At 63.9% G+C, this 16,945-nt stretch carries 14 protein-coding genes; 3 read left to right on the top strand and 11 right to left on the bottom strand.

Annotated elements, in window-relative coordinates; translation table 11 throughout:
* Positions 1 to 84 precede the first annotated feature (84 nt).
* From P5205_00125 to P5205_00095, 7 genes are all read right to left on the bottom strand, one after another.
* The gene (locus P5205_00125; GenBank protein ID HSA08757.1) at positions 85 to 555 is read right to left on the bottom strand and encodes a nucleotidyltransferase; all 471 of its coding nucleotides are present in this window, start codon (positions 553 to 555) and stop codon (positions 85 to 87) included.
* Entirely contained in the window at positions 518 to 757 is a 240-nt protein-coding gene (locus tag P5205_00120) for a hypothetical protein (GenBank protein ID HSA08756.1), read from the bottom strand. Before P5205_00120 ends, P5205_00125 begins: the two co-directional genes overlap by 38 nt.
* Before the next feature lie 93 nt (positions 758 to 850).
* Positions 851 to 1,957 carry a patatin-like phospholipase family protein gene (locus P5205_00115; protein HSA08755.1) on the bottom strand — a complete coding sequence of 369 codons (1,107 nt, stop codon included), beginning with the start codon at positions 1,955 to 1,957 and terminating at the stop codon, positions 851 to 853.
* Between the two features lie 64 nt (positions 1,958 to 2,021).
* Positions 2,022 to 3,452 (bottom strand): sulfatase-like hydrolase/transferase, encoded by a 1,431-nt coding sequence (locus P5205_00110; GenBank protein ID HSA08754.1) that lies wholly within the window; start codon positions 3,450 to 3,452, stop codon positions 2,022 to 2,024.
* Between the two features lie 2 nt (positions 3,453 to 3,454).
* Positions 3,455 to 4,756, bottom strand: coding sequence for a hypothetical protein (locus P5205_00105; GenBank protein HSA08753.1), 1,302 nt, complete (start codon positions 4,754 to 4,756; stop codon positions 3,455 to 3,457).
* A gap of 100 nt (positions 4,757 to 4,856) precedes the next feature.
* The gene (locus P5205_00100; protein ID HSA08752.1) at positions 4,857 to 6,143 is read right to left on the bottom strand and encodes a Gfo/Idh/MocA family oxidoreductase; all 1,287 of its coding nucleotides are present in this window, start codon (positions 6,141 to 6,143) and stop codon (positions 4,857 to 4,859) included.
* Between the two features lie 87 nt (positions 6,144 to 6,230).
* Complete coding sequence (locus P5205_00095; protein ID HSA08751.1) at positions 6,231 to 7,127, bottom strand: SDR family oxidoreductase; 897 nt, start codon at positions 7,125 to 7,127, stop codon at positions 6,231 to 6,233.
* 450 nt (positions 7,128 to 7,577) lie between these two features.
* On the opposite strand from P5205_00095, the gene P5205_00090 reads away from it, so the two are divergent.
* The 3 genes from P5205_00090 to P5205_00080 all read left to right on the top strand — a co-directional run bounded on the left by P5205_00090 (position 7,578) and on the right by P5205_00080 (position 12,271).
* Positions 7,578 to 10,124 carry a DUF3656 domain-containing protein gene (locus P5205_00090; GenBank protein ID HSA08750.1) on the top strand — a complete coding sequence of 849 codons (2,547 nt, stop codon included), beginning with the start codon at positions 7,578 to 7,580 and terminating at the stop codon, positions 10,122 to 10,124.
* 128 nt (positions 10,125 to 10,252) lie between these two features.
* Positions 10,253 to 11,188, top strand: a complete 936-nt coding sequence (locus P5205_00085; protein ID HSA08749.1) for a hypothetical protein — start codon at positions 10,253 to 10,255, stop codon at positions 11,186 to 11,188.
* A 57-nt stretch (positions 11,189 to 11,245) separates the two neighbouring features.
* Positions 11,246 to 12,271 (top strand): zinc-binding dehydrogenase, encoded by a 1,026-nt coding sequence (locus P5205_00080; GenBank protein ID HSA08748.1) that lies wholly within the window; start codon positions 11,246 to 11,248, stop codon positions 12,269 to 12,271.
* 166 nt (positions 12,272 to 12,437) lie between these two features.
* Here the strand turns inward: P5205_00080 and P5205_00075 are convergent, their stop codons facing one another.
* The 4 genes from P5205_00075 to P5205_00060 all read right to left on the bottom strand — a co-directional run bounded on the left by P5205_00075 (position 12,438) and on the right by P5205_00060 (position 16,743).
* Complete coding sequence (locus P5205_00075; GenBank protein ID HSA08747.1) at positions 12,438 to 13,052, bottom strand: M23 family metallopeptidase; 615 nt, start codon at positions 13,050 to 13,052, stop codon at positions 12,438 to 12,440.
* Position 13,053: 1 nt separating this feature from the next.
* A complete protein-coding gene (locus P5205_00070; protein ID HSA08746.1) occupies positions 13,054 to 13,533 on the bottom strand; it encodes a GNAT family N-acetyltransferase in 480 nt (159 codons plus the stop codon).
* Positions 13,534 to 13,955: 422 nt separating this feature from the next.
* Entirely contained in the window at positions 13,956 to 15,731 is a 1,776-nt protein-coding gene (locus tag P5205_00065; GenBank protein ID HSA08745.1) for a glycoside hydrolase family 9 protein, read from the bottom strand.
* A 76-nt stretch (positions 15,732 to 15,807) separates the two neighbouring features.
* Complete coding sequence (locus P5205_00060) at positions 15,808 to 16,743, bottom strand: aldo/keto reductase (GenBank protein ID HSA08744.1); 936 nt, start codon at positions 16,741 to 16,743, stop codon at positions 15,808 to 15,810.
* Positions 16,744 to 16,945: the final 202 nt, after the last annotated feature.

The raw sequence follows: 16,945 nt of genomic DNA, 5'->3' as shown, positions 1-16,945 counted from the left end.
GCTGACGTGTCGGATGGGAGGGCGGGCAGAGGAACAACCAAGGCGCGAAGCGACGAACAGAGGACCGGAGCGGACGTTGCGGTTCTATTGGCGGCGTTGGATTTCTCTGAGTTGGCTTACGGTGAGCCGGTCGTGGTCACGATTCATGGCTTCCTTGGCACGGATCAAGGTCTCGAGGTCGAGTATCCGGCAACTGCCAAACGGCAAGGCCAGCTCGACACTGTGCGCCAGGACGGACTCAAAGTCGCCGACGCCGAGGACCTCGCTGAGGCAATCCACCCGCCCCAGGTCGGTATTCAGATAGAGGTTCTTGAGGGCGGCGCACTGGCCGGGGGTGAGCGCGAGCGGTAAATCCGGCCGCGAACGATGCACCGGGCGCAGTCCCGCCAGCGCCTTTTGGAGGCGCAGGAGGTTCGGCTCGTTGAAGCGGCAGCAGATGTCCACGTCACGCGTGACCAGTGTGGCACCGTGCGCCGCCGCGGCAAATCCTCCGATCAAGACGAACTCGACCCTGGCCTCAACGAGGCAGCGTGTTAGTTCGCTGAGGTTCTGCATTCCGTTTCCTCATGGCGGAGCGGAGCGAATCGGCGAAACGCAACGCGTCGTCATTGGCCAGCATCCGTTCCCAAGGTGTTTTGGCCAGGCTCTCCTCCAGCAGCCATACGTCGAGCCCGTCGTCCAGGCTGATGCGATCAGCCGGCGCCGCCGGAGGATTCTCCGGGGCCTCCGCCTTGCGCTCACTCGGGCTGGTCTTCATCCCGGGAAGGGTACGTCCGGGCCTGTCGCAGTCAAGCAGGGGTCTTCAAGGTCGCGTTGAGGGCAGGCAGGTGAAGCGGTGAATCCTCCCCCGTTAGAGCCAGGGCCGCAGGTCTACCTCGGGGATCTGGCGTTCCCACTTTCCCTGCCGGCCGAAGCGGACGCCTTCGTCGTAGAGCTGCCGCATGGCCTCCGGCTCAAACACCGCCGAGCTGGTGACGGGAAATTCACGCGGGATGCGCGCGAGGCGGAACCGGCCGAACCCGATGCGGTCCAGCTCATACTTAATGTGGTAGAGATTGCCGATGCCGTTGGCGTCGAGGAGCATGTCGAGCGTCCGCAGGGTCAGTTCCTTCAGGCAGTTGCTCACACAGTTGGCCTCCAAACCCAGCTTGCCGTTCACGATGACGTAGAGGGTGAGATTGGTGCGGGCGACTTCGCGCAGGTTGGGCAACAGGCCGGACTCGAAGAACAGTTGGGCCCGGGCGCCGCCGTCGGCGTAGAGGTTGCCATCAATTTTCACCGGGGGAACGAGGATGGGGATCGAGGCGGAGGCCAGGACGACCTGCCGGTAGAGTTCCAGGCGGTCGGGATTCGTGTCGTCCATGGCAATCGCCGTGAGGTCCCAGATGACGAGCTTGCCGGTGTCGTAGTTGACGGTGCCGGCATAAAGGCGGCGCTGCTCCCCGCGCCCGATCCGGGCGACACGCTGAAGCGTCTCGGCGGTGATGTGGCGGGAGATGCGGTGCTTCAGCGGAGCGGAGCTCTTGAGAGAGTTGGAAAGGAGGGCAAACGGCAGGAGCTTGAGCCCGTAGATATCCCTGGTTTTCACGGTGGTGTAAGCCTCCTCGAGCAGGTCGTCATCGCCAGGCTCGCCCAGGAAGGCGTGAGTGGCGAGCAGGGCGCCGGTGCTGACACCGGTCACGACCTGGAACTTCCGGGGCCGGGCCTGGTCGGCGTGGTCCCGCCAACCGCGCAGCACGCCCGCACCCCAGGCCCCATGCGAACCGCCGCCCGAGAGGACCAGGATATCCGCGGGCTGCGACGGGGCCTGGCCCGTGAGGGCGGCGCGGACAGAGGCCGGGCGGAAATGGTACTTGGCGACCGCCTGACCTGCCTCCTCGCAATGGCGAGTGGCGCAGCAACCGGCGAGGGATAGCGAGACGGCACAGATTAAGAGCGCGCAGATCAGTTTTGGCATAATTGTGCTCCTTTCGTTGCGTAGATTCGCGGTTTACAGGCTGCCATCATCTAGCCTGCACCAATCATCTTTCCGGACCTTCACGCTGGCTCGGCCAGGGGTAGTTGGCCTTGCCGGCGGCGGACTCGATGGGACCTTTGGGCAGCGTGGCCTGCCAGGCCAGTGCTTTGGCGGCGAGGCGGTCCACAACGTCGGGGTGGTCTTTCGCGGCGTTGGCCAACTCCGTTGGGTCGCGCGGGATGTCGTAGAGCTCGATGCGGCTGCGGTCAGGATTGAGCAGCAGCTTCCAATCGCCTTCGCGGACGGCGAGGATGGGGCTGCGATGGAACGGCTCGCCGACGATGCCAAAGCGCCATTCCCAGAACAGCGGCAGGGCGCGAGGGCGCGCCTGGCCACAAAGGATGTCGCCGACATCTTCGCCATCGGGCTTGAGGCCGGCGGGGAGCGGCGCGCCGGCGAGTTTGCAGAGAGTGGGGAGGACGTCCACCCCGGCGACCACCGAAGTATTGTCCACGCGGCCGGTCGGGATGCGGCCGGGCCAGCGCGCGATAAACGGCGTGCGCACGCCGCCTTCGTAGAGGCTGCGCTTGCGCCCGCGGAACGGTCCGGCTGAACCGATGCCGCTGTGGCCTGCGTTGGGGATGTGGATGTCCTCGGGACCGTTGTCGCTGGAGAAGAGGACGAGCGTATGGTCGGCGAGGCCGAGTTTATCCACTTCGGCAAGCAGCCGGCCGACCTGAGTGTCGAGGTCGGTCACGGAGGCGTAGTAAATCTGCGCTGCGCTCTTGTGAGGCACGCCGTGGGCGGGCGCGAAGCGGGCGTAGGGCCGCATCTGCTGGTCGGTCGGGTTAAGGGTTGCGTGCGGGAGCAGCGACCAGACGTTCAAGTAGAACGGGCGGGCCTGGTTGGTTCGGATGAAACGGATGGCCTCGCCCACAATGAGTGTCGAAGACCTGGCCCAGAAGTCCCTGGGGGGCAGGTCCCAGGTCGGGCCGTTGCCATTCATGACGCGGTAGTCATCAATGCCGTAGGCTCCGGGCTCGGGCGCGCCCGGTCCGGCGCCGAGGTGCCACTTGCCAAAATGCCCCGTTGCATATCCGGCAGACTTCAGCACTGACGCAACGTTCGGCGCTTTCGGATCGAGCCAGTTGGACATGCCGCGCTGCTCGTTCTGCTCGCGCGTGGCGTAATGGCCGTGAATCGCCTGCCGCGCCGGATACTGCGAGGTCATGAACGCGCAGCGGCTGGGCGAACAGACCGAGCCGTTGACGTAGAATTGGGTGAAGAGCGTGCCCTGCTTCGCCAGCCGATCGAGGCTCGGCGATTTGATGTGGGGGTGACCATAGCAGCCCAGGTCGCCCCAGCCGAGGTCATCGGCGAGGATAAAGATGATGTTGGGTTTGCGGGTCTCGGCGGCGGAGGTGGGGGAAGGAGCGGCTGTGGCGAGGGCCACGGCAGCGGCCAGCAGGATGCGTCGCGCACAAGAGCTGGTCACATTCATTTTGGTTCTGGTGAAGCCTGTTGTGCCTGCATGCGCAGCACCTGTCCGCGGCTCACCGCTCGCGCGGCGGAGGCGCCGAGCAGCGTGAGGCCGTCTTCGGCGTAGAACTCGAACTTGCCCCTGACCGGTCCGGCTTTGGGAACGGCCAGCAGCTGGCGGTCCGGGCCGAGTGCCTTGGTCCCGGCGATGCGTGTCCCGTCGTCGGCCACAAACACCACCCGCTTTTGGAGCCAGCGCGCGTAGAGGCTGTTCTCGTTGAGCGCCGGCACGGGACCGGCGCCGTAGAGGACGCCAAGCAGCTTGCGGCCGGGCGAATCCTGCGCGCCGCGCGTCACCCAGCCCAGCGCGACGATGTAGGCGTCCGCGGCGTCGAGGTTGGTCAGCAACAGACGCCCGGGAGGGAATGAAAGACCGTTGGTGGAAACAGACTGCAGCAGGACCGCGCTGTTCTGATGCAGCCCCATCAGAAAATAGTTGGTTGCTCCAATCCGGAACTTCTTCACGTCGTTGACCAGGCCGGGGCCGTTCAAGACCTGGGCGTCGAAGGCGTAGCGTTTGCCGTCCTTACTCGTGGCGCGGAAGGTGCCTCCCGGATTGCTGAAGTCACCGTAGTAAAGGCGGTAAACTCCCTCTTCGTGGAGCATCACGTTCATTCCGTTGATGTCGGCGTTGGGATAGGCGTATCCGTCAATCTGGACGATGTCCCGCGCCTGAACGGTGTAGGGCTCGCCGCGAAGGCCGTTCCAATTTGTGCCGGTGCTGTCGCTCTGGAAAAACGCCGGCTTGTTCCGGTCCTTGAGCGGATACACCGTCGCGAACAGGGCAAAGGCGCCATCAGTAAACCGCAGCGCGTTGACATTGCAGACATGGATGTAATCGCCCGGCACAATGACTACTTGGCGGTTGAGGAATTCGCGGAAGCCAAAATCCGTCGTGACACTGTAAATGCGGTCGTTGCCGGTCGGCACCCCGTCCCAGGCGCCGTAGAACAGGCGGTAGCCGCCGGGTGTTTCCGCCGCCGATGGGGCGTAGATGTTGCGGAACTTGCCGCCCTGCGGCGCCAGCAACGGCGACCGCACATCCGGCACGAGGTTAAGCGTGCCCGCCTGCCAGATTCGCGGATTGAAGGCCCCGGCTTCCACGCCGCTCACTTCAACATAGCCCGCGGGCGCGCTATTGGTCGTAAGCGCCAGCTCCAAGGCCGGCGCGGCCAGCGCGCTGGTCAGTGACATCAGCGCCAGCGAGGCCGCCATAAACCAGCCAGGCAGTCGAACGAGCAACAAGGACAGATATCGCATCCGCGGAGAATCGCATAACCTGCCCGGTGCGGCCAAGCCGCTTTCCCGCGCCGCAGCGCTGTTGCCCGGTTGACGTCCCCGATGCCCCCGTCGCGGGCAGCTACACCCGGAGCTTCCAGGGAGCCCGCAGCGGCTGGTGGATCAGCGCGTTGGCCTCCTTGTCGTCAATGAACCGCTGCTTCTTCGAATTAAAACGCAGCACACGGCCGGTCTGGACGGCGATCTTGGCGAGATTGACCAGCGTGCAGGAACGATGTCCGTTGACTTCGTTCAGGGCGAACTTCTGGCGCGTCTTCACCGCCTTGATGAAGTCCGTGAGCTGGGGCGCCGGGTCGGGGAGGGACTGGAGCTTCGCCCGCAAATCCGGAATGTCGGACTCGAAATCCCGGAACAGCTTTCCGTTAGGCCCGGCAATGAAGGCCGCATCCTTGTCCTTGTTCTCTCCGTCGAAGACGATCTCGCACCCGTCGGCATACTTCATGGAGATCCGCCGCCACGGCAGCACCGCATCGGGGTCCTGCGGGTTGGTGTCGGCTTCGATCCGGATGGGGCTCTCGTTGTCCTTGTCGAGGAGGTACTGCACCGGGTCGAGGTAATGCTGGCCCATATCCCCCAGGCCGCCACCGTCATAATCCCAATAGCCACGGAACGTCGCATGGACCCGGTGCGGGTGGTAGGGCTTCTTTGGCGCCGGGCCCAGCCACATATCGTAGTCGAGTTCGGGCGGGACAGGCTGCGGGGTCAAGTTGGTGCGACCGCACCATTCCTTCTGCTTCCAATCAAAGCCGGTTGGGCCGCCCAGCGTTACTTTGAGCGGCCAGCCGAACAGTCCGTTCTGCACGGCCTTCTTAATCAGGCGCACGGGCACGCCCACGCCGTATAGAGAGCCCTCGAATCGGAACCAGGTGTTCAGCCGGAAAATCCGGCGATATTTCGCAACGGCCGCTTTCACGGCCTCGCCCTCGCCGATCGTCCGCGACATGGGCTTTTCACACCAGATATCCTTGCCGGCCTTGGCCGCCGCGATCGAGATCAGCGCGTGCCAGTGCGGCGGGGTGGGGATATGGACGATATCAATGTCCTTCCGCGCCAGCACCTCGCGGAAATCGCGGTAACCTTTCACATCCGGCCCGCCAATCTTCAGCCCGGCTTCCAGGTGCTTCGCATCCACGTCGCAGACCGCCAATAGCTTGCAGGTTGGATTGATCCCGGTCAGGTGGCCTTTGCCCATCCCGCCGACCCCGATCACCGCTTTGGTCAATTGTTCGCTGGGCGGGGTGACTCCCGGCCCGCCCAATACATGGCGCGGCACAATGCTGATCGTGGCCAGCGTGGCAAAGGAGGTTCTTAGAAAATCCCGGCGGGTAAACTGGTGCGTCTTACTCATAAACTGGGTGGGATGTAACCACATTCAGCCGCTGAAGCCAATCGTAAAGCGAGCCTGCCCGGCGTGCGCCGTTCAGCGGCCGGCAGTCTAAATGTCCAGTTCTCCCTCCCGGCGCAGCCGCTGGATTTCCGCCGAGTAGCCCTGACGAAAAGTCGGATACTTGAATTGGCAGCCCAACTCCGCCTTCAGCCGGTGGTTGGAGACTCGCTTGTTCGTCACCCCGCGTTTGCGCGCGATCCCAGCGTCCTCAGGCGCCGCTGGCGGCAGCTCCTTGCCCAGTTGGCCCGACAGCCACTGGAAGAAAGCCAGTTGTGTCACCGGTTCGTCGTCCACCGCGTTGTAGATATCCCCGGGCCGGAAGTTCTTCAACGCAGCGAGAATCGCCCCCACCACATCGTCCCGATGGATCATGTTCAGGATGCGCCCGCCGCTTCCTTCGATCCGCGCCTCGCCCTTCAAGTATTGCTTATACCAATAGCCGCGGCCCGGCCCGTAGATTCCCGCCAGCCTGAGGATCATCGCCGGAACCTTGCGCTCGCGCGCCGCCGTGAACAGCACTTGTTCGGTCTCGACCAGAATCTGCCCCGTCTCGGCCGCGGGTTCCGTAGCGCTCGCTTCGTTGACCAGGGAGCCGTCGTTCTGGCCATAAACACTCGTGCTGCTGGTATAGACAAGCTGCTTCGGCGGCGCGTTCCCCAACCACTCGATTAAGTTCCTCGTGCCCTGCAAATAGACTTCCCGATACACCTGCGTCCCGCCGCCGGACGCCGCCACGCAGTTGACCACCCAGTCGTAACCCGCCGGCAACGCAGCCAATTGCCTGGGTTGGGTGATATCGCCCACCAACGGTTGAATGCCTGCCGATTCCAAAAGGGCTTCAGCAGCTCGGCTCCGCCGCAGGCCGAAGACCGCATGGCCCTGCTTGGCTAACTCCGCTCCAAGCGGCAGGCCAACGTATCCGCAGCCAACTATCAAGATGCGCACGCCCGCAGCATAGCCCATGCTGCCCCGAACGCCACGCGCGAGTACGAGCGGATCTTACGCGGGATTGGATTGGGTTGCCGGCGTGTTGCCCCGGTGTTGATAGCATGATTGGAGCATGATTGGAGCATGATTGGAGCATGATTGGAGCATGATTACTCCATGATTGGGCCTTGATTGCCCTGTCCCGGACCTCCTCAGCCCAGGGGCGCTTCCCGACCGCGCCTGGCTGATATTTATAGTCCAACTCTGCCCAATTGTCGAATGAAAAGTCCTATAGAAGCGTCACGTCCGGCGCGTCTGCCTGAAGGCGCGCGGCCCGCTGGTCTGGCCCGCAATCCGGAAAGCGGGCAAGATGCTCGCGCTCCGGCGGCTTCATGCATATGCGCTGGGGCAACGCCGCAAATATGCCTTTGTTCTCCGGCGGCTGGAGGGCTAGGTTGTATTTCGCTGATGCAGAGCCGTCGAACCAATGTTGTTGCCGTGCCGGAGCGGGGTGCGGCAGCCCGCCTGCCCGAGTTGATTGCGCCGGCGGGTGATTGGGAATGCGCGCGCGCCGCGATCGAGAACGGCGCCGATGCGGTCTACTTTGGCCTGGAGAAGTTCAACGCCCGGATGCGGGCCAACAACTTCACCGAAGCGGACCTGCCGCGGCTGATGGAGTTCCTGCACCGGCGCGGCGTGAAGGGCTATGTCACGTTCAACATCCTGGTCTTCGAGAACGAGATGGCCGAGGCGGACCAATACGTGCGCGCTATGATCGCCGCCGGCGTGGATGCCGCCGTGGTGCAGGATGTGGGCATCTGCCGGCTGATTCGCCGGCACTCGCCCGACTTCCCCATCCACGTTTCCACCCAGATGACCATCACCAGCGCCGCCGGACTGGACTTCGCGCGCGAGCTGGGCTGCAACCTCGTCGTGCTCGCCCGGGAATGCTCGCTCAAGGAAATCGAAGAGCTGCAGGTCGTCTCCCCGGGTCACTCTGCCCTCCCGCTGGAAGTCTTCATTCATGGCGCGCTGTGCGTCGCTTACTCGGGCCAATGTTTGACGAGCGAGGCCCTGGGCGGACGCTCGGCCAATCGTGGCGAATGTGCCCAGGCCTGCCGCATGCCGTATGACTTGGTGGCCGACGGCAAGCTCGTGCCGTTGGGCGACCGGAAATACCTACTCAGCCCCCAAGACCTGGCCGGCCTGGAAGTGCTGCCCGAGTTGGTGCGGCTCGGCGTGGCCTCGCTGAAGATCGAGGGGCGGCTCAAATCCCCCGAATACGTGGCCAACATCACCCGCATTTACCGCAACGCCCTCGACCAGGCGGGCGGTGAATGGCGGGTAACGCGCGAGGACCGTTACGGGATGGAAATGGCCTTTTCGCGCGGGCTCTACGCCGGCTGGTTCCGGGGCACCAACAACCAGCGGCTTGTCCATGGCCGTTTCGGCAAGAAGCGCGGCGTCTATCTGGGCGAAGTGGCGCGTGTCGAAGGCCAAAGTGTCTGGGTCACCCTGCAAGGGCCGTTGAAGCCGGGCGATGGAGTGGTGTTTGATGCCGGTCATCCAGAAGCGGTGGAGGAGGGAGGCAGGGTGTATGAAGTCCGATTGCCGACGTCCGAAGGCCGCAACGGCCGGCCCGCTGAGCTTCGCTTTGGGCACGGGGACATTAACTTCGCGCGCCTTCATGTCGGGGACAAGCTGTGGAAAACCAGCGACCCGGAACTGGACCGCCGGCTGCGCCAGAGCTACGAAGGGGACGCCCCGAGGTTCCAGCGCCCGGTCTCGATGGAGGTGCAGGGCCTGGCCGGCCAATCGCTTACCCTGATTGCACGGGACGAGTCTGGCCACGTGGCCCACTTGGCCTCGGTCATGCCGCTGGCGCGCGCGGAGAGGCAACCGCTCACCACCGACCGGCTGCGGGACCAGTTGGGCCGCCTGGGCGGCACCCCGTTCAGGTTGGGCGAATTGAAGAATCTGCTCGAAGGCGACGTTCTGCTGCCCATCAGCGAGCTGAACCGCCTTCGCCGCGAGGTCGTGAAGGAACTGGAGATTCAGCGTGCCCAGCCCAGGCGGTGGAAGTTGGAGCACACGGCTGATGCCACCGAGCCCGCGCCGGCCATCCCGCAGCCTGCAACCCGCACGCCGAATTTGATCGTGCTGGCGCGCAGCCTGCCGCAGCTGGAAGCCTCCCTGAACTGCGGTGTGGAGACAGTCTACTGCGAGTTGGAGGACCCCAGGAAGTACCGCGAGGCAGTCGCGCTGGTGCGCCGCCGCCAGGAGGAAACCGGCCGGCGGCTTGAGATCTTCGTCGCCCCGCCGCGCATCTTCAAAACGGGCGAGGAATGGACCCTCAAGCAAGTCCGCTGCAGCGAGGCCGACGGCTACCTGGTTCGCAACTACGATCACCTGGGCTTCTTCGCGGGCCAGCGGCGCATTGGCGACTACTCGCTCAACATCGCCAACCGGCTCAGCGCCGGCTACTTCAAGAACAAGTTCGGCCTGGAGCGCGTCACCGCTTCGTATGACCTGAACTGTGCGCAACTGGAGGCGCTCTTGCGGGCCGCGCCGCCGGATTGGTTCGAGGTCACCATCCACCAGCACATGCCCATGTTTCACATGGAGCACTGTGTCTTCTGCGCCTTTCTCTCGACCGGCACGGACTACACCAACTGCGGCCGCCCCTGCGACCGGCACGACCTGAAACTGCGCGACCGTGTCGGCGCGGAGCATCCGGTCAAGGCGGACGCCGGTTGCCGCAACACGGTCTTCAACGCGCTGGCGCAGACCGGCGCCGAATATGTGCCCCGCTTCCTGGCGCTGGGCGTTCGCTATTTCCGGGTCGAGTTCCTGCGCGAAAGCCCGGATCTGGTGGCGCGGACCATTGCCCAGTACCGCCAGTTGTTGGGGGGTGAAATCAGCGGCTCGCAGCTCTGGCGGGAGTTGAAGCTGCTCAACCAGCTCGGCGTCACCCGCGGCCAGCTTGGCGCGCAACTGCGGACGCCGGCCCGGTGAGCAAGTCTTGTCCCGGCGCTGCCGCCTTGAACAAACCACCCGGCAACGTGTCAAACCAAAACCGTTCGGCGCGCAAAAAGTGCTGCCTTTTGCGCGAGAGCCGGGTAAAGTGCGCGTTTAGTGTAGATATGAAGAGAATACTCTGTGTAGTCGTGGTGCTTGCCTGCGCGGTCATTCATTCTCTCGCGGCCACTGAGCCCCCCCAGAATGAGGAGGATCTGAGGCGCGAGCAGGCGATTGCCGAGTTCACCGCCAAGATGAAGGAGGCCAACTACCCAGCCCTGTTCGAACAGGCCGCCAAGGAGTTCAATGTGCCGGCCGACATTCTCAAGGGGGTGGCGTTCGCCGAGACGCGCTGGGAACACCTGAAATGGCCGCCCGGTGAAACCGCTTCGCCGGACACCGGCATGCCCCGGCCCTACGGCATCATGTCGCTTTGGGATAACGAGTATTTCGGTCACAGCCTGGTCGAGGCGGCGGCGCTGATCGGCAAGACCACCGACGAGCTAAAGGAGGACCCGCTCCAGAACATCCGCGGCGGGGCGGCCTTGCTGCGGCAACTCTACGACGCGAATCCCAAGCCGGCGGAAACCACCGAGGCGGACATCGAAAGCTGGCGCTACGCAATCCGCAAATATTGCGGCATCCCCGAACCGGACCTGAACGCGCGGCATGCCCTGGATGTGTACACCTTTATGAGCAAGGGCTATCACCAATACGGCATCGAGTGGAACGCCCGCCCGGTGAACCTGGAACCGATCCGGGAGGAGACCCGGCGCATCGTCGCCGAGGAAGAGGCCAAGCACGCGGCGGAGAGGGCCGCCAACCCGGATATGGCGGATAAACCCATGCCGCAACTTGCGGCCAGCACATTGACCGGGGCGGAGGAACCGATGCCCAGGCCGACGAACGCGCCGGCAGCGTCAGCCACCGCGCCAGTCGCAGTGGTGCCCCCTGTGACGGCCGGATCGTGGAATCCCTGGTGGATTATTCTGGCCGTGGTGGCGGTCCTGGTCGGCAGCTTCCTCATCAAGCGCCTGCTTAGCCGTTCCGGCTCTGCGTAAACTGGCAGAGACTTTTCTTCCATTTCCTGCCGGCATCCGGTGTATAGTAACGGCGCAATGAGAGCTGCGGTTCTCCACGGCAAGGAACTAATTCGAGTGGAACAGGTCCCGCCCCAGCCTTTGCGGGCGGGCGAGGTCAGGGTGGACATCGAGGCGGCGCTCACGTGTGGCACAGACCTGAAGGTCTTCAAACGCGGCTACCACGCCCGGATGCTGATTCCGCCCACCCGTTTCGGGCACGAGTTCGCGGGGGTCGTATCCGAAGTCACACCCGACGCCGCGGGCTGGCGCGCGGGCGAGCGGGTGGCCGTTGCCAACTCGGCCCCCTGCGGCCAGTGCTTCTACTGCGGCAACCGCCAAGAAAACCTGTGCGACGATTTGTTGTTCCTCAACGGTGCCTACGCCAGGTCCATCGTCGTCCCGGCGCGGATCGTGCAGAAGAACCTGCTGCGGCTCAAGCCGGAGACCGCCTATGCCGATGCGGCCCTGGTCGAGCCCCTGGCTTGCGTGGTGCAGGGTATCGAGGACGCGAGACTGCGGTCCGGCCAACGAGTGCTGGTGATTGGCGCCGGGCCGATCGGGCTGATGTTCGTCGCGCTGGCCCGGCACCTGGGCTGCCACGTGACCGTATCCGGCCGGGGCAAGAAGCGATTGGAGACCGCCCAACGCCTGGGGGCGGACCTGGTCCGAAATGCCGCCGAACCGGGCCCCTCGGAGGACGCCACCCCGCCCGGTTCGCCCTTCGACGTGGTCATTGAAGCCGTCGGCAAGCCCGAAACCTGGGAAGAGGCGGTGCGCCTCGTCCGGAAGGGAGGGACGGTGAATTTCTTCGGCGGCTGCCCCTCCGGCACAAAGATCTCGCTCGACACGGCGCTCATCCATTACTCCAACCTCACCCTGTTGGCCAGCTTCCACCACACCCCCAGGACGATACGCCGCGCCCTGGAGTTCATTGAAGCGGGGGTAGTGCGCTCGGATGATTTTGTGGACGGCGAATGCTCTTTAAGCGAGCTACCCATGCTGTTCCGGTCCATGGCCGCGGGCAACCGGGCCGTGAAGACGCTGGTGCGGGTCCACGAATGAACTTCCCGCAGACGATGCAACCGCATCGTTGCCCGCCGCCGCCCTCGGCCTCAGGACCGGCCTGACGGAGAAAGACCTCGAGCGCGCGACGGGGAGGCACATCCTGGCCCAGGCGCAACTCACGGGCACCTGCCAGAGTAAGTAGCCGGCGCTGCAGCGGGCCTGGCTAGAACTGCGGCGGCCAGAACCTGAACGGATCAGGGAACTTGCGCTGGTTGGCCACCGAGAAGGCGCCGTAACCATCCACCTTGGCGAAGTTGCCGCGGACCATCTGCGCGTGCAGGTGGGGAAACCAGTTGCCGTTGTTGGTCGGGTCGCCCACGTTCCCGAGCAACTGGCCGGCGCGCACGCGGCTGCCGGGGCGCGCCCAAATCTTCCCAAGGTGCGCCAGCAGCAGGATCAGCCGCGGCTTGATTCGCAGTGCGATTCGCCCGCCCCAACCGCCCTTGGTGTCCTCGTCGTGCCAGGTTTCCATCACCACGGCGTCCGCCGGGCTGTAGACGCGGGACCGTTCGGGCACATTGAAGTCCACCCCCAGATGGAAGGCCAGGTTGGGTTGCATGTAGTGCCCTTGCCAGAGTATGGAACGGTCCTCAAACCAGCCTCCGTACGAACACCTGGCGCGATAACGCCGATGCAGGCGGCGGACCCAGCGCTGGCAGTAGCCCGGGTCCAGCAGGGGATTGGGTTTGCCGGGACGCTGTTCCGCCAACGCAAGGGTTCCCAGGGGCAGATACACCCACCGGCGGCTCTTGTATTGGGGAAACAGCAGTTGAAACATGTCAGTCCCCCAGGTCGTATTGGAACTTCCGTTCGATGGCCTTGGGGTGGTTGTCCAGATTCAACGACATGTAGATGTGCCGGATGCCCTGCCCGAAGCCGAACTTGCGGAAGAAGGCAACGGCACTGCGGTTGCCCTCGTAGGTGTCCACCAGCATGATGCGGACTCCCTTCTCGACGAAGCGTTCCTGGATCTGCCGCGTGAGCCGTTTGGCCACGCGCCTTCGTTTGAACGAGGGATCCACTCCAAGCCAGTCCAGCCATCCGTAGAGCCACGAACTGCCGGGCTTCTCCAGCAGCGTGCCCAGGGCGAATCCGACAACCTTGTCGTTGCTGGTGGCGACCAGGCTGGTCTCCTTGTAATCACTGTAAATCTGAAGCACCTCGGCTTCCTCCCAGCAGCGATAAAGGGTGGGAGATGTTTCGGCGTTAAACAATGTGTTTCCCAGTTCCACCACGGCCGGGATGTCATCTAACTGCATTTCTCTGATTTCAACTGAAGGTCGGCGGGGCATATTCTCAATCTCTGCAGCCGAAACGGGCTGCGATCGCGGTAAAGTCCTTTGGTAAAACTGCGCTGACGGGATCGCGTCACCCCTGGAATGCGGAGCGGGTGCTCCGGCAAGGGGCGCGAAGACAAGCCCGGATCGGGTCTTCAGCCAGTCGGCCGAACTGCGCGACTGCCGCCCGGCAGAGGATACTCTCCAATGCCGAGCCGCCGCAAAACGGATCCCATTTCACATACATACCCTACCAAATCCGCCCCTGGCCCCGCAATGTCATTTCCAGACGCTTTTACAGGGGTAAAATGAGGCTGGCAGGCCCAGGGGCGCGGATGCCGTTCTACCCTCGCCAACGGGCCTGAAGAGCGTCCGGGACCCGCTGTGGGCACCCCGGGCTCTGCTTACCGGGGATCGCTGCACAGCGCCCAGAGCAGAATAGCCGACGCTGTGCCGTCCATTATCGGCTCGTTCGAGGAGTAATCCTGGACGTCGTCGTGATAAACCGCCGGACCCTGAAAGGCCGCAAGCGGGTCTGGTTCGGTGATGGCGACGCCTTTGAGTGACTTGAAGATGCGCTCATAGACCGGCCCATCCACCAACCCGCCCCGGATCGGGCGTTTCGTTAACTGCATCGTCATGAGGTGCGGGTCCCGCGGATAGACGCTGCCGATCCCGGTGAACATCGTGTAGCCCCAGGGATTCCGTCCCAGGAGCCAGTCGCGCTGGCGCGCGGCGAAGCTGCGATAGGCGTGGTCACCGGTCATACACTCGTAGAGCAGGCATTGGGTCGCCAGGGCGACGGTGAGGTTGGCCGAACACCAGATAAACGGAACGCCGATGCGGTAGGGATTTCTCTCGCCGGCGCGCACGCACAGTTCGATGCCTTCGCGGTAATAGCCGGCAAGCTGCTTCTTGGACGCGCGGTCTGCCACCTCATACAGCCGGAAATGGCCGACGTTCATGAAGGGGAAGTACTGGTAATGGCCGGTCTGCTCCTTGCCCATCCAGGACTCTGACGCCGCCAGCCTGGCGTAGCGTTTCGCCTCGTCGAGGTAGCGGCGCTGGCGCGTGGCGCGGAACAGCTCCGCCGCGCCCCATTCCATGTCGTCGGCCCAGGTTGTCTCCTCGTAGCGATACGGCGCGCCGTAGGAATTGCCTTGCTGAACACCCTCCTTGGCGCGGCCCAGTTCATAGACCTCCTTGCCCGCCTGCAGGCAGCGCTCCGCAAAGGAGCGTTGGCGCGGATCGTCCTTCCAAATCTGGTGGGCCAGCGCCATCGCTGCCGCGTAACGCCCGGCGAGGTTCGCGACCCCGGTGGAGACGCTCTTGTATTCCCGCAACCCCTGCGGCTGGCCGTCGGCGAAATACACCACGCGCGGACCGCCTTTGCCCCAGCCATAATCGGCGATCTCATTGTGCGGCAGCCGGCGCCCTGTGTGGTCGCGGTCGTCGGCCACCTGGTGATAGAGCTGATCGGGCGCCGGATGGAGCTTGAGCATCCACTCCAGGCCCCAGCGCGCCTCGTCGAGCAAATCCGGGATGCCGTTGGGATACGGCTGACCGAGCGCGTTGACGAGATCGGTACTGGGTCTTGCCAACTGATATGCCAGGAGCATCTGCGCGGTGGCATTGCCGGAGGTCAGCAGGTACTTCAGCAAGTCGGCGGCGTCATGCCAGCCGCCTCGGGCGTCGAGATGCGTGGCGTTGGTCAGCGGCCCGTAGGCCGTGCGGCCATCGAACGGATGGCACACCGCGTCGAGCCAGGGATTGTAGCCGCACCGCTGCTGGCGCATGAATTCGAGCAATTGATCCGGCAGCGCGCTGTAGGCCCCGTCGCCAATGCTGAACGGCAGCGATTGGGCTTCACCGACGCGCAGCACGTAGTGTCCGGGCGTCTTGAGGTTCGAGAAATCCAGTTCAATGTGGTTCTCAAACTGGCCCCATTTCACTCCGGCAACGGGCTGCCCCTTGCCTTCAAACACGACCTTCCCGGTATCCGCCGCAATCACGGTGAACGAAGCCGGCAGGGCTGGCTTTCCGAAAGCAATCGCTATCTTGGTGTCCCCGGGCCGGTAGCCAATCTGGCTGGCGCGAAGGTAGATTTCGTCGGCTCGAAGGCAGGCTGAGCCGGCCACGAAAATGAGGAGCAGGGGATAAAGCGTTCTGAGGGGCGTCACAGGAGTTGCGGGTTTGGGTTCATGCAGGTTGCTCCGCCGCATCCTGCCAACCTCCCCCACCCTGTCAACCCCAGTCTCAGGCGGCTTCGGCCAGGGCCTGGTTCATGCGCCGGATGGCTTCGTCAATCTCGGCGGTGCTCTTGAAGCCGATGACGACCGCGTCTAATTCAGGCCGGCTCATGGCGAAGCGGATGGACTTCTCGCGGTCCTCCGGCTGGGTGAAGTCGCCGTTGCCGATGATCTTCATGCCAATGACACCCCGGCCTTTGGCGTGCATGGTCTGGAGTTCCGTCAATACGGGCGACAGATCCAGGCCGGACTGGTTCCAGCCTTCATTCGCGCCGTCAATATATTTGGCCTGCGGATTGACGCGCACCAGGTGGACCTCTGTCCAGTTGGAAGCGGTGGCGGCGCGCAACGCGGGCAGGCTGTGGCAGGAGACGCCTTTGGCCCGGATCCACTTTTTGTCCTTGGCCTCGTTGAAAGCGTCCATGATGCGCTTCCATTCATCGGTCCAGCGGTCTTTGGTCATGCAATGGATGAGGAGGCTGTCCACGTAATCGGTATCGAACACCTTGCGATGCTGGTCAATGGCAGCCAGCACCTGGTCAGGCTGGCCGGGGATCTTGGACTGGAGGAATATCTTCTCCCGCGGCAGTCCCTTGATGGCGCCCTTGATCCATTCGAAGGTGCGATAGGATTGCGCGCAGTCGAAGTAGGTGATCCCCTGGTCGTAGGCGTAGTGGATTAGCGAGTTGAACTGCTCCTGGCCCAGGGCGAACTGGACGTTGCCGCTGTTGCTGCCCGTGCCGAAGCCGAGCCGGCTCAGCTTAAGGCCGGTCTTGCCCAGTGCCACCTGGTCCACGGCTGTGCGTTTGGCGGCGGTCTTCGAACTGGCCCAGGAACAGGAGGTCAGGAGCAGCGCGCTGGCGGCGGCGGCGGAGCGTTCCAGGAACTGACGTCGATTGAGGCGGTTGGGGGGCATGAGCTTTTCCACTGGTTGAGGCGTCACAGCATTTGGCAACAAATCAATACTGCCCGGCAAGGATCGCAATCCTCCGCTGACCGCGGTGCCGATCGCGCGCGCATCCTGCCGAACATCGTCGCTCCTACTCTACCACGACGAGGAGGACCGTCAACGGGAAGCGGGGCAGGGACGTTTCGCCAGGACACGCCTGTTCAGCATCGGCGGGTTCGGGCTTGACGCAGTTTGA

Source organism: Candidatus Paceibacterota bacterium (assembly GCA_035452965.1).
GTDB lineage: Bacteria > Verrucomicrobiota > Verrucomicrobiia > Limisphaerales > UBA8199 > UBA8199.
The sequence above is the reverse complement of the archived record's forward strand: the minus strand, read 5'-3'. Positions and strand labels throughout refer to the sequence as shown.